This window comes from Acidovorax sp., assembly GCF_046339755.1.
Classification (GTDB): domain Bacteria; phylum Pseudomonadota; class Gammaproteobacteria; order Burkholderiales; family Burkholderiaceae_C; genus Acidovorax.
In genome coordinates this window covers 23,653-37,040 of the sequence record NZ_JBKDTZ010000305.1, presented here as the reverse complement: position 1 = coordinate 37,040, position 13,388 = coordinate 23,653, and the positions used below count along the sequence as shown (strand labels likewise).

The following is a 13,388-nucleotide window of genomic DNA, read 5'->3' as shown; positions in this document are numbered from 1 at the left end:
CCCCTCAGCCGCTGACCTTGCCCAGCGCGCGCAGCACGTTCTCGGCCGTGGCCGGGGCTGTCAGCCGCACGGGGGCCTGCGCGTTCTCGCCCGCCTCGCGCCCAGCAGCCACGGCATTGCGCAGGGCCTCGTAGACGCTGATGGCCAGCATGAATGGCGGCTCGCCCACGGCCTTGCTGCCGCCCACGTTGTCCTCGCGGTTGGCCTCGGGCCACAGGTTCACGCGGAAATGCGCAGGGATGTCGCCCGTGGCCGGGATCTTGTAGGTGCTGGGGGCGTGCGTGGCCAGGTAGCCCTTGTCGTTCCACACCAGTTGCTCGGTGGTGAGCCAGCCCATGCCCTGCACGAAGCCGCCTTCGATCTGGCCGATGTCGATGGCCGGGTTGATGCTGTGGCCCACGTCGTGCAGGATGTCCACGGCGATCACGCGGCTCTCGCCGGTCAGGGTGTCGATCACCACCTCGCTGCAGGCCGCGCCGTACGAGAAGTAGTAGAACGGCCGGCCCGTGAGCGTGGTCTTGTCGTAGTGGATCTTGGGCGTGCGGTAGAAACCATCGCTCCACAGCTGGATGCGGTTGGCGTACGCCTCCTTGACCACGTCGTCGAAGGCGCGCACCTTCTTGGGAGAGATCACCTGCCCGCCCGCGAACTGGATCGCGCCCGCGCCGCAGCCATCGAGCCCGCAGACATAGGCCGCCAGGTTGTCGCGCCCATGGCGCGCCGCGAACTGGGCCGCACGGCCATTCAGGTCGGTGCCGCTGGAAGCAGCGGTGGCGCTGGCATTGGGCACCTTGCTGGTGTCGCTGGCCGTCACCAGCACGCGCTGCAGCGGCACGCCCAGCTCGTCGGCCACGATCTGCGCCACCTTGGTATGCAGGCCCTGGCCCATTTCAGTGCCGCCATGGTTCACCTGCACGCTGCCGTCGGTGTACACGTGCACCAGCGCACCAGCCTGGTTGAACAGCGTGGCCGTGAAGCTGATGCCGAACTTGACCGGCGTGATCGCCAGGCCCCGCTTGAGCACCGGGCTGGTGGCGTTCCAGGCCGCGATGGCGGCCTGGCGCTGGCGGTAGTTGGCGTCGCGCTCCAGCTGGGGCATGAGCTCGTGCAGGATGTTGTCCTCCACGGTCATCTGGTAGTGGGTCACGTTGCGGCCCTCGCTCGCATCGCGGCCGTAGAGGTTGCGCAGGCGCACGTCCTGCGCGTCCAGTCCCAGGGCGCGCGCGATGTCGCCCAGGATGGCCTCGATCACGACCACGCCCTGCGGCCCGCCGAAGCCGCGGAAGGCGGTGTGGCTCTGGGTATTGGTCTTGCAGCGGTACGAGGCGATGTCCACGTCGCTCAGGTAGTAGGCGTTGTCGCTGTGGAACACCGCCCGGTCGGCCACGGGGCCCGACAGGTCGGCCGAGAAGCCGCAGTTGGCCGCCATGTGCAGCTTCAGCCCGGTGATGCGGCCCGTGCCGTCGAAGCCCACGTCGTAGCGGTAGGCGAACGGGTGGCGCTTGCCGGTGACCATGAAGTCCTCGTCCCGGTCCAGGCGCAGCTTGATGGGGCGGCCCAGCTTGTGCGCCGCCACCGCGGCCCACACGGCCAGGTGCCCGGCCTGCGTCTCCTTGCCGCCAAAGCCCCCGCCCATGCGCCGGCACTCCACGCGCACCGCATGGTTGTCGATGCCCAGGGCATGCGATACCCAGTGCTGCACCTCGCCCGGGTGCTGGGTGCTCGAGTACACCCACCACTGGCGCTGCTCCAGCGGCATGGCATAGGCGATCTGGCCTTCGAGGTAGAAATGCTCCTGCCCACCGACCTCGAACGTGCCTTCCAGCCGGTGCTGCGAGCCGGCCAGGCCGGCCGCCGCATCGCCACGGCGCACGAACACCGGCGGCAGCACATAGCTCTCGGCCGCCAGCGCATCCTGCACCGAAAGGATGGCCGGCAGCGGCGTGATGTCGAGCTTCACCGCGCGCACCGCGCGGCGCGCCTGCATCACCGTGTCGGCCACCACCAGGCCGATCACCTGGCCGATGTGCTGCACCGTGTCCATGGCAAACACCGGCTCGTCGTGGGCAAAGGCGGCCAGCATCTTGTCGCCTGGCACGTCGGCCGCCAGCACCACGCCGCGCACGCCGGGCAGGGCCAGTGCGGCGCTCGCGTCCACGCCGTTCAGGCGGCCGTGGGCCACGGTGGAGAGGATGGGCGCCGCGTACAGCGTGCCCTTGATCTCGGGCAGGTCGTCGATGTAATGGGCCAAGCCCGCCACCTGGGCGCGCGCGCTTTCGTGGATGTGCGAGTGCCCCATGGCGCGCAGGCCGGCGCTGGCCGGCAGCGGGGCGGGTATGGCCTCGGGCGGCACCTCCACGGGCTGGTCGGCCCGTGCGTCGGCCTCCACCACCACGGGGTCGTCCACCGCGTCGCGGCTCAGGGGAAGGGTGTCACGCTGGTTCATACGGCGGCCTCCAGTCGGAAGTTCTCCACGCTCACCGCCTCCTGGCCCAGGCTCTCCAGCCAGAAGCGCTGCAGCAGGCTGGCCAACACGGTGCGGCGGTAGGCGCCGCTGGCGCGCATGTCGGAGATGGGGCTGAACTCGGCCTGCAGGGCGTCGGCGGCCTGCTTCACGGTCTGGGACGACCAGGGCTGGCCGGTGAGGGCAGCCTCTGTCTGCCGCGCCCGAGCCGGCGTGGCGGCCACGCCGCCCGCGCCAATGCTGGCGCGGCGCACCACGCCGGCCTCGATGTCGAGGTTCACCACCAGGCACACGGCCGATATGTCGTCGTCAAAGCGCTTGGAAATCTTGTAGGCGCGCAAGGCCTCGGTCACCCCGGGGCGTGGCACGATGATGCGCACCAGCAACTCGTCCGGCGCCATCACGTTCTGGCGGTAGCCGGTGTACAGGTCTTCCAGGGGCAAGCTGCGCTCGCCGCGCACGCTGGCCAGCACGATCTGCGCGCGCAGCGCGATCAGGAGCGGCATCGAATCCCCGATGGGCGAGCCATTGGCCACGTTGCCGCCCAGCGTGCCCGAGTTGCGTACCGGCAGCCCGGCGAAGCGCGTGGCAAAGCTGTGCAAGTGGGGCCATTGGCGCACGAGCGCCGCAAACGCATCGGTCAGCGACACCGCTGCCCCGATGCGTATCTGGTGTTCGTCTTCAGCAAGCTGCAGCAGCTCGGCTGCGCGCGTCACGTCCAGCACCTGGGCGTACTGCTTGTGCATCTTGGTGACCCACAGCCCCACGTCGGTGCAGCCGGCCACCACCTGGGCGCCGGGGTGCGCGGCGCGCGCGGCCAGCAGGGCGGGCAGGGTGGTCGGGGCCAGGTAGGCCGTGCCGTCGCCCGCCGGGGCCTGCAGCTGCGCCAGTTGGCGCAGCAGTTGTGCTTCGTCCACAGCCACGGGGGGCAGGGCGGCCATCTGCTGGGCCGCGTCGAGGATGGGGCGGTAGCCCGTGCAGCGGCACAGGTTGCCCGAGAGTTCCTCCTGCGCCAGTGCGCGTGTGATGGGCTGGCCGTGGCACACATGGTTCTGGTACATGCCGAACAGGCTCATCACGAAGCCCGGCGTGCAGAAGCCGCACTGCGAGCCATGGCACTGCACCATGGCCTCTTGCGCCGGGTGCAGCGTGATGGATTTGTCCTCCGGCGCTGCCGGGCCGGCGGGGCGGATCAGCGGGTCCTCGGCCAGGTCTTCCACGGTCCACAGTGCCATGCCGTCCACCGAATGCGCCAGGCGGATGCAGCTGTTCACGGCGCTGTAGTGCAGCTTGCCGTCGCGCTCTTCGCCCAGTACCACCGTGCAGGCACCGCAGTCGCCCTCGCCGCAGCCCTCCTTGGTGCCCGTGCAGCCCAGGTCCTCGCGCAGCACTTCGAGCAGCGTGCGGTCGGGCGGTACATCGTGCAGCGCCGCGGTCTGGCCGCGGCGGATGAAGCGGAGAGGTCGGTGGGTCATCATCGTCATGCGTTGGGTGCTCAAAACGGACAACTCTTCGTACCCAGAGCGTATGCGCGCCTGCGAGGGAACGCATATGCCGGAGCGTATAACGGGGATGCCTGCCGCGCTATGGGGCGGCTCGGCTCGGCCTCTGCTGGATACACTGCCGCAGCCCCATTGTTCACCGTTTTGTCCTGCCTGCAACCGCCCATGCCCGCTGCCATGCCCCCCCGCAAATCCGCCGCTGCAAAGGCCATGCCTGCCGCCACCCTGGACCAGCCGGTCTATGAGGCCGTGCTCGACGCCGTGATGCATGGCCGGCTGCGCCCAGGCGAGCGCCTGGGCGAGCCCGCGCTGTGCGAGCGCTTTGCCGTGAGCCGCACCGTGGTGCGCCAGGCCCTGCACCGGCTGGCCGAGCTGCGCATTTTGGACATCGTGCCCAACAAGGGGGCCACCGTGGCCCGCCCCGGCCCGAAGGAGACGCGCGACATCTTCGCCGCGCGGCGCGTGGTCGAGGCCGGTATCGTGCGCATGGTGGCCGCGCGCATCACGCATGGCGAGGTGCAGCGTCTCACGCAGCGCCTGCGCGCCGAGCACGAGGCCCTGCACCAGCAGGACCATGCGCGCTGGGTGGCACTGGCGGGCGGCTTCCACCTGGCGCTGGCAGAGCTGTCGGGCAATGCCGAGCTGCAGCGCATCCTGACCGAGCTGATGACGCGCTGCTCGCTCATCGTCGCGCTGTACGAGGCGCCCGGCGAAGCCACCTGTGAGCACGAGGAGCACGAACAGCTGGTCGAGTGGCTGGCCCTGCGCGATGGCGACGCCGCCGCCGCCGCCATGGACCGCCATCTGCTGGCGCTGGAGGCCCGCCTGCGCCTGCCGTCGGATGGATGAAATCGTATACGTTTCATATCTAAATAAACTTTCTTAGGATAATTTGGTTAAAATTTTGTATACGATTTTTCATAAGACGGGCCATGGACATCGATTTCGCGCAGCTGGACGCCTACCAGCGCTACAAGCTCATGGCCAGCCTGATCGTGCCGCGCCCGATCGCGCTCATCACCACGCTGGGCGCGGACGGCACGGTGAACGCGGCGCCATTCAGCATGTTCAACATGCTGGGCGAAGACCCGCCAGTGGTCATGGTCAGCATCAACCGCCTCAAGGACGGCCTGCTCAAGGACACGGCGGCCAACATCCTGCGCAGCGGCGAGTTCGTGGTGCACATCACCGACGAGGCCATGGCCGCGCAGATGCATGCCTGCGGCGACAGCCTGCCCCCCGATGAAAGCGAGCTGGCGCACGCCGGGCTCACGCCCGTGCCCTCGCGCAGCGTGGCGCCGCCGCGCATCGCCGAGGCGCCCGTGGCCTTCGAATGCGTGCTGCACGAGACGCTGGAGACCGCCAGCCGCTACGTCTTCATCGGCCGCGTGCAATGGCTCGCCGTGCGCGACGGCCTGGTGGACACCGAGCGCTGGCGCGTGCGCCTGCAGGACTTCCACCCCGTGGGGCGCTTCGGCGCGAGCTTCTACGTGAAGACCGGCGAGCGCTTTGCCATCGGCGCCGAGGCGCCTGCGCAGGCGCGCAGCACGGCCATCGACGAGATATGAGCCCGACCGTGTTCAGCGATCAGGACCATGCCGCCATGCAGCAGGCCATCGCGGCCTCGCGCCAGGCGCTGGCTGCGGGCGACAACCCGTTCGGTGCCACGCTGGCATCGCCCCGCGGTGAGGTGCTGTTCACCGCCCGCAACAACCAGAACACCACGCAGGACTGCACGGGCCACGCCGAGATGGTGCTGGTGCGCGAAGCATCGGCTGCACTCGGTGCCGGGGCCCTGCGTGGCGCCACCGTGTTCGCCAGCGGTGAGCCCTGCGCCATGTGTGCCGGCGCCATGTTCTGGGCCGGCATCGCGCGAGTGGTGTACGCCGCGAGCCAGGACGATATTGCGCAGACGCTGAGTGGGCCGCAACTGGCCACGCCCTGCGCCGAGTTGCTGGCACAGGCGCGCCCACCCGTGGCCGTGCAAGGCGGCCTGCTGCGCGACGAAGCCGCGGCTGCATTGCGCGGAGCCTGACCCCGGGCCTGCGGGCCTGCACAGGGATTTCCAGGGGCACGCCGCAGCGGGTGTGCGGTGTACAGTGCGCCGACACTTTTTCGCCCACCCCACAGCGCCCCACAGCCCCCACCGCGCAGCGCATCGCATCCCATCGCGCAGGGCGGCATACGTGATGGCGTATGACAAGAATGCAGGCCCCTGTATGCGAGACCACGCCCTTTTCGACAAGATAGACCTCCATCTCATAAGGGTCTTGCACACCGTGTTGACTGAACGCAGCGTATCGAGGGCAGCCATCCGCCTGGGCATGCACCAGCCGGCGGTGTCGGCCGCGCTCAAGCGGCTGCGCGACCTGGCCGGCGATCCGTTGCTGGTGCGTTCGGGCGCCAGCATGATGCCCACCGACGCCGCACTGCGCATGGTGGAGCCCGCGGGCGCCATCCTGCGTTCGGCCGAGGCCCTGTTCTCCGATGCGCGCGGCTTCGATCCGCGCACCGCCACCCGCACCTTCCGCGTGGCGGCCCATGACTACCTGGACCCGCTGTTTTTGCCCCAGCTGGTGGCGCGCATCAAGGTCGAGGCACCGCTGTGCCCGATCGAGATCCTGCCCCTGTCGGGCGACACGCACTACCACGCGCACCTGGCGCAGGGCGATGTGGACGTGGTCATCGGCAACTGGCCGCAGCCCCCGGACGACCTGCACATGGGCCGCCTGTTCGGCGACGAGGTGGTGTGCCTCGTGAACCGCGACCATCCCGCGGTACGCCGTGGCTGGGACGCCGAGAGCTGGCTGGCCGCCGAGCACATCGCACCCACGCCCACCCACCCCGGCGCGCGCGGCGTGATCGACGTGCACCTCGACGGCCTGGGCCTGGCCCGCAACATCACCGCGCGCTGCGCGCATTTCAGTGCCATCCCGCCCATCGTGGCATCGAGCTTGCTTGTGATGACCACCGGGCGCCAGTTCTGCGAGCGCTATGTGGACCACCTGCCGCTGGCCATCCTGCCGAGCCCGGTGGAGTTCCCGCGCCTCATGTACTACCAGCTGTGGCATGCCCGCACGCACCACTCGGCCGCTGCCGTGTGGCTGCGCGAATGCGTGAAAGGCGTGGCTGCGTCGCTACGAAAAGAATAGCTTTGCAGTCATGCTGAACAAGCGATGGCAGGCAGTTTTATCCCTATAACGACCCACCAAACTGAGAGACAATCCCCCGCATGAGTTCACCACCTCTTTCCAATGCCCCGGGCGTGGCGCCCCGGCTGCAGCTCACAGGCATCACCAAGCGCTATCCCGCCGTGGTGGCCAACAGCGGCGTCTCCCTCACGGTGCAGCCTGGCGAGATCCATGCCGTGCTGGGCGAGAACGGCGCGGGCAAGTCCACGCTGATGAAGATCATCTACGGCTCGGTCAAGCCCGACGAGGGCAGCGTGCACTTCAACGGCCAGGCCGTGCAGGTGCGCAACCCGCAGGAAGCGCGGGCCCTGGGCATCGCCATGGTGTTCCAGCACTTCAGCCTGTTCGATACCCTCACGGTGGCCGAGAACGTCTGGCTCGGCCTGGACAAGAGCCAGGCCCTGGCCGAGGTGACCGAGCGCATCCGTGCCAAGGCGGCGGAGTACGGCCTCGATATCGACCCGCTGCGCCCGGTGCACACGCTCAGCGTGGGCGAGATGCAGCGCGTGGAGATCATCCGTGCGCTGCTCACCAACCCCAAGGTGCTGATCCTGGACGAGCCCACCTCGGTGCTCACGCCCCAGGCGGTGGAAAAGCTGTTCGTGGTGCTGCGCAAGCTCGCCTCCGAGGGCTGCAGCATCCTCTACATCAGCCACAAGCTGCACGAGATCCGCGCGCTGTGCACCGCCTGCACCGTGCTGCGCGGCGGCAAGGTCACGGGCGTGTGCAACCCGGCCGAGGAATCGAATGCCTCGCTCTCGCGCCTGATGATCGGCGCCGAGCCGCTGGCGCTCATGCACCGCGAGGTGCAGACCGGTGCCACCGTGCTCAGCGTGCAGGGCCTGTCGCTGCCGCGCGCCGACCAGTTCGGCGTGGACCTGGTGGACCTGTCCTTCGTGGTGCGGGCCGGCGAGGTGGTCGGCATTGCCGGTGTCTCGGGCAATGGGCAAAAGGAACTGCTCTACGCCCTGTCGGGCGAGGACCAGCGCGCCGCGCCCGCCAGCATCCAGGTCGCGGGGCAGAACGCGGGCCGCATGGGCCCGGCCCGGCGGCGTGCGCTGGGCCTGCATTTCGTGCCCGAGGAGCGCCTGGGCCGCGGCGCCGTGCCCACCATGGGCCTGGCGCACAACCTGCTGCTCACGCGCACCAACTCGGTGGCGCGCAGCGGCTGGATCAAGGTGGGTGCGCTCGAAGCGCATGCGCGCGTCCTCATCGAACGCTTCAACGTGAAGGCTGGCGGCCCGCATTCGCCGGCCAAGTCGCTGGCGGGCGGCAACCTGCAGAAATTCATCGTCGGCCGCGAGATCGATGCGAAACCGCGGCTGCTCATCGTCTCGCAACCCACCTGGGGTGTGGACGTGGGCGCGGCCGCGCAGATCCGGGGCTCCATCCTGGCGCTGCGCGATGCCGGCTGTGCCGTGCTGGTGGTCAGTGAGGAGCTGGACGAATTGTTCGAGATCTGCGATCGGCTGCATGTGGTGGCCAAGGGCCACCTGTCGCCTTCGGTGCCGCGCGCCGAAGCCACGGTGGAGCGCATCGGCGAATGGATGAGCGGCCTGTGGCATGCCGATGTGCAGGCCCACCTGGCGCAGGCAGAACGGGCTTCGGCCGTGGGAGGGCTGCAGCATGCTTAAGCTTGAACCCCGCCCCCAGGCCTCGCGGCTGTGGACCTTCGGCTCGCCGCTGCTGGCGCTGGCCTTCACCGTGCTGATCGGGATCCTCCTTTTTGCCGCCCTGGGCAAGGACCCCGTGCGCGCACTGCAGATCTTCTTCTGGGAGCCGATCAAGACGCCCTACGCCATCGGCGAACTCCTGGTCAAGGCCACGCCGCTGCTGCTCATCGCGCTGGGCCTGGCCGTGTGCTTTCGCTCCACCGTCTGGAACATCGGTGCCGAGGGGCAATTCGTCATCGGCGCCGTGGTCGCGGGCGGCGTGGCCCTCATGGCCGACAAGACCACCGGCCCCTGGATCGTGCCGGCCATCCTGGTGGCCGGCGTGCTTGGCGGCATGGCCTGGGCCGGGCTCACCGCGTTGCTGCGTGACAAGTTCAACGCCAGCGAGATCCTGGTCAGCCTGATGCTGGTCTATGTCGCCACGCTGGTGCTGGGCTACCTGGTCTACGGGCCGTGGAAGGACCCGATGGGCTACAACTTCCCGCAGACCAAGACCTTCGAGCGCGTGACGCAGATCCCGCGCCTGATGCAGGGCTCGCGTGTGTCCATCGGCCTGCTGCTGGCCCTGGCTGGTGCGGCCGCGCTCTGGGTCTTCCTGTTCCGCACGCGGGCCGGCTTTGCCCAGCAGGTGGGCGGTCTGGCACCAGCCGCGGCGCGCTACGCGGGCTTCTCCTCGCGCCGGGCGCTGTGGGTGGCACTGCTGATCTCCGGCGGGGCCGCCGGCCTGGCCGGCGCGCTCGAAGTGGCCGGCCCCATCGGCCAGCTCACGCCCTATGTGCCGGCGGGCTACGGCTTCGCGGCCATCATCGTCGCCTTCGTCGGGCGGCTGCACCCGGTGGGCATGGTGCTCTCGGCCATCCTGATGAGCATGTTCTACATCGGCGGTGAACTCGCGCAATCGCGCCTGGGCCTGCCCAAGTCGCTCACCGGCGTGTTCCAGGGCCTGCTGCTGTTTACGCTGCTGGCCTGCGACACGCTGATCGCCTACCGCGTGCGCTGGGTGGGTGCCAAGGGAGCCGCAGCATGAGCCACTCCCCCTCCACCACTTTCCCGACCCACAAGGAGGCTTGAGACATGGAATCCTATGCATTGCTCCTGGGCTCCACGCTGAGCGCGGGCACCGTCCTGGCCATCGCGGCCCTGGGCCTGTTGATCAACGAGAAGGCCGGCGTCGTCAACCTCGGGGCCGAGGGCATGATGCTCTGCGCCGCGATTGCCGGCTTTGCCACCGTGGTGCACACCGGCAACAGCTGGCTGGGCTTTGCGGCCGGCATGGCCGCCGGTGCCGTGCTGGCCGCCATCTTCGGCGTGCTGGTGATCTGGCTCAACACCAACCAGTACGCCACGGGCCTGGCGCTCAGCCTCTTCGGCGTGGGCTTCTCGGCCTTCCTGGGCATCAGCTACGTGCAGGCCAAGCTGCCCGAGATGCCCAAGTACGCCATCCCCGGCCTGGCCGACATCCCCCTGCTCGGCCCCGCGCTGTTCCAGCAGCACCCGGTGGTCTACCTCACCATGCTGCTGGTGGCCGCGCTGATCTGGTTCCTGTACCGCTCGCGCGCCGGCCTGGTGCTGCGCTCGGTGGGCGAGTCGCCCGAGTCGGCCCATGCCCTGGGCTACCCGGTGCGCCGCATCCGCCTGGCCGCCGTGGTGGCCGGCGGCGCGCTGTGCGGCTTGTCGGGGGCCTACATCTCCACCGTCTACACGCCCCTGTGGGTCGAGGGCATGGTGGCCGGTCGCGGCTGGATCGCGCTGGCGCTGACCACCTTCGCCACCTGGCGCCCGGCGCGCGTGCTGCTCGGCGCCTACCTGTTCGGCGGCGTGACCATGCTGCAGTTCCACCTGCAGGCCACGGGCGTGCAACTGGCCAGCCCGTTGCTGAGCATGCTGCCCTACGTGGCCACCATCGTGGTGCTGGCCCTGATCTCGCGCAATCCGGCCTGGATCCGCATCAACATGCCGGCATCGCTGGGCAAGCCTTTCTATCCCGGTTCATGACGGTGGATGCCGGGGTGGGGGGCGCCAGCAGGTGCCCCGGCTTGGATCTTGCATCCGGCTCCCCGGCGCGTCCCGTTGAAAACCTTTGGTTACCGCCCGGTAGATCGCCCCATAATCACCGTCTTCGTCCCCAACCTTGCAAACTCCTTCTTCTTATAAGGAACCGACATGACTGATCTGCAGAAACGCTCCATGCTCAAGATGGCTGCGCTGACCGCCGTTGCGGCCGCCGCGCTGGCGGGCTGTGGCAAGAAGGAAGAGCCGGCACCGGCGCCTGCTGCCGCGCCGGCCCCGGCGCCCGTGGCATCGGCCCCCGCGCCCAAGCCCGAGCCGCTGAAGATCGCGTTCGCCTACGTCGGCCCGGTGGGCGACGGCGGCTGGTCCTTCGCCCATGACAACGGCCGCAAGGCCATCGAGAAGGAATTCGGCGACAAGGTCGTGACCAGCTTCGTCGAGAGCGTGCCCGAGTCCGCCGACGCCGAGCGCGTGCTGCGCGACCTGGCCGGCCAGGGCAACAAGCTGATCTTCGTCACCACCTTCGGCTACATGGAGTCGATCCAGAAGATCGCCCCCGACTTCAAGGACGTGAAGTTCGAGCACGCCACCGGCTACAAGACCGCCGACAACGTGCGCACCTACGACAGCCGCACCTACGAAGGCGCCTACATGGCCGGCGTGATCGCCGGCGCCATGACCAAGAGCAACACGCTGGGCGTAGTGGGCTCGGTGCCGATCCCCGAAGTGATCCGCAACATCAACAGCTTCACGCTGGGAGCGCAATCGGTCAACCCCAAGGTCAAGACCAAGGTGGTCTGGGTCAACGAATGGTTCAGCCCACCCAAGGAAACCGAAGCCGCGACCTCGCTGATCAACGGCGGCGCCGACGTGCTGTTCCAGAACACCGACTCGCCCGCCGTGCTCAAGACCGCCCAGGAAAAGGGCAAGCGCGCCTTCGGCTGGGACAGCGACATGACCGCCTACGGCCCCAAGGCCCACCTGGCATCGGCCGTGATCAACTGGGGCCCGTACTACATCAAGGCCACCAAGGACGCGCTGGAAGGCACCTGGGCCACGGGCCAGAGCTGGTGGGGCGTGAAGGAAGGCGCGATCGACATCGTCTCCATCGCCGAAGACGTGCCTGCAGACACCAAGGCCAAGGTGGAAGCGGTCAAGAAGGGCCTGGCCGACGGCAGCTTCCAGATCTGGAAGGGCCCCATCGTGGGCCAGGACGGCAAGGAAGTGGTCGCCAAGGACACCGTGGCCGACGACAAGTTCCTGAGCGGCGTGAACTTCTACGTCAAGGGCGTGGAAGGCAAGATCCCCGGCGCCGAAAAGAAGTAAGCCAACAACCCGCCAAGCAGCCCGCGGCCCTGTGCCGGCGGGTGCCGCCGCAACAAAGGGCCGCTCCGTGCGGCCCTTTTCTTTTCAAAAGCGCCACAGTCGGTGCATCATGCCTGCATTACGACGCGCGGACGAATCCGCCCTGGAGCCCACACGATGTTCAAAGTCCCACCCATCCCCGCGGCCCGCATTCCCGAGCTCCTGCGCGCCATGCCCAAGGCCGAGTTGCACATCCACATCGAGGGATCGCTGGAGCCCGAGCTGATCTTCGCGCTGGCAGAGCGCAATGGCCTCAGCCTGCCGTACCCGAGCGTGGAGGCGCTGCGCAGCGCCTATGCCTTCACCAACCTGCAGAGCTTTCTCGACATCTACTACGCGGGCGCCAGCGTGCTGTTGCACGAGCAGGACTTCTACGACATGGCGCGCGCCTACCTGGTGCGTGCCGCGGCCGACAACGTGCTGCACACCGAACTCTTCTTCGACCCGCAGACCCATACCGAGCGCGGCGTGGCCATGGAAACGGCGATCAACGGCCTGCACCGCGCCTGCGTGGATGCGAAGGCGGACCTCGGGATCAGCGCCACGCTGATCCTGTGCTTCCTGCGGCACCTGAGCGAAGAGTCGGCCTTCGAGACCCTGGAGCAGGCCCAGCCCTTCCTGGGCAAGATCGTCGGCGTGGGCCTCGATAGCAGCGAGGTCGGCAACCCCCCCGAGAAGTTCGCGCGCGTGTTCGCGCGCTGCCGAGAGCTGGGCCTGCACCTCGTGGCCCACGCGGGCGAGGAGGGGCCGCCTGCCTACATCTGGAGCGCCCTGGACGTGCTCAAGGTCGAGCGCATCGACCACGGCGTGCAGGCCGTGCACGACGCCGCCTTGATGCAGCGCCTGGCGCAGGACCGCATCGCGCTCACCGTCTGCCCGCTGTCCAACCAGAAGCTGTGCGTGTTCCCCAACCTCGCCGACCACAACTTGGCGAAACTGCTCGATGCGGGCCTGGCCGCCACCGTCAACTCCGACGACCCGGCCTACTTCGGCGGCTACATCAACGACAACTTCACCGAGGTGTTCGCCGCCACCGGCATGACGGTGCGCCATGCCTACCAGTTGGCGTTCAACAGCTTCGAAGCCAGCTTTGCTGGCAACGCCGACAAGCGCGTGTGGGAGCACAAGCTCAAGGAGCGCTTCGAGCGCTTCATGGAGCACGACTACTGATCCGGGGCGCAGG

The 13,388-nt window shown here is 68.6% G+C and carries 11 protein-coding genes; 9 read left to right on the top strand and 2 right to left on the bottom strand.

All coding sequences use genetic code 11. The features are described from left to right. Positions 1-4: 4 nt before the first annotated feature. Together xdhB and xdhA are read right to left on the bottom strand one after the other, a co-directional pair. The gene (gene xdhB / locus ACK59X_RS26220) at positions 5-2,446 is read right to left on the bottom strand and encodes a xanthine dehydrogenase molybdopterin binding subunit (RefSeq protein WP_409961445.1); all 2,442 of its coding nucleotides are present in this window, start codon (positions 2,444-2,446) and stop codon (positions 5-7) included. Next, positions 2,443-3,942, bottom strand: a complete 1,500-nt coding sequence (gene xdhA / locus ACK59X_RS26215) for a xanthine dehydrogenase small subunit (protein ID WP_409961503.1) — start codon at positions 3,940-3,942, stop codon at positions 2,443-2,445. The genes xdhB and xdhA overlap by 4 nt, the downstream gene beginning before the upstream one ends. 201 nt (positions 3,943-4,143) lie before the next feature. Here xdhA and ACK59X_RS26210 point away from each other — a divergent pair, with 201 nt between their 5' ends. The 9 genes from ACK59X_RS26210 (at position 4,144) to ACK59X_RS26170 (ending at position 13,375) form a co-directional block, all read left to right on the top strand. Then, positions 4,144-4,815 (top strand): GntR family transcriptional regulator, encoded by a 672-nt coding sequence (locus tag ACK59X_RS26210; protein ID WP_409961444.1) that lies wholly within the window; start codon positions 4,144-4,146, stop codon positions 4,813-4,815. A gap of 83 nt (positions 4,816-4,898) precedes the next feature. After that, on the top strand, positions 4,899-5,534 hold the full coding sequence (locus tag ACK59X_RS26205) for a flavin reductase family protein (RefSeq protein WP_409961442.1): 636 nt from the start codon (positions 4,899-4,901) through the stop codon (positions 5,532-5,534). Next, entirely contained in the window at positions 5,531-6,001 is a 471-nt protein-coding gene (locus ACK59X_RS26200; RefSeq protein ID WP_409961441.1) for a nucleoside deaminase, read from the top strand. The genes ACK59X_RS26205 and ACK59X_RS26200 overlap by 4 nt, the downstream gene beginning before the upstream one ends. Positions 6,002-6,185: 184 nt before the next feature. Continuing rightward, positions 6,186-7,118, top strand: coding sequence for a LysR family transcriptional regulator (locus ACK59X_RS26195; RefSeq protein ID WP_409961440.1), 933 nt, complete (start codon positions 6,186-6,188; stop codon positions 7,116-7,118). An 80-nt stretch (positions 7,119-7,198) separates the two neighbouring features. Beyond that, entirely contained in the window at positions 7,199-8,791 is a 1,593-nt protein-coding gene (locus tag ACK59X_RS26190; protein WP_409961438.1) for an ABC transporter ATP-binding protein, read from the top strand. Next, on the top strand, positions 8,784-9,857 hold the full coding sequence (locus ACK59X_RS26185; protein WP_409961436.1) for an ABC transporter permease: 1,074 nt from the start codon (positions 8,784-8,786) through the stop codon (positions 9,855-9,857). Before ACK59X_RS26190 ends, ACK59X_RS26185 begins: the two co-directional genes overlap by 8 nt. Before the next feature lie 47 nt (positions 9,858-9,904). Further along, positions 9,905-10,825 carry an ABC transporter permease gene (locus tag ACK59X_RS26180; protein WP_409961434.1) on the top strand — a complete coding sequence of 307 codons (921 nt, stop codon included), beginning with the start codon at positions 9,905-9,907 and terminating at the stop codon, positions 10,823-10,825. A 168-nt stretch (positions 10,826-10,993) separates the two neighbouring features. Next, a complete protein-coding gene (locus ACK59X_RS26175) occupies positions 10,994-12,166 on the top strand; it encodes a BMP family ABC transporter substrate-binding protein (RefSeq protein WP_409961432.1) in 1,173 nt (390 codons plus the stop codon). Between the two features lie 156 nt (positions 12,167-12,322). Further along, a complete protein-coding gene (locus ACK59X_RS26170; protein ID WP_409961431.1) occupies positions 12,323-13,375 on the top strand; it encodes an adenosine deaminase in 1,053 nt (350 codons plus the stop codon). Positions 13,376-13,388: the final 13 nt, after the last annotated feature.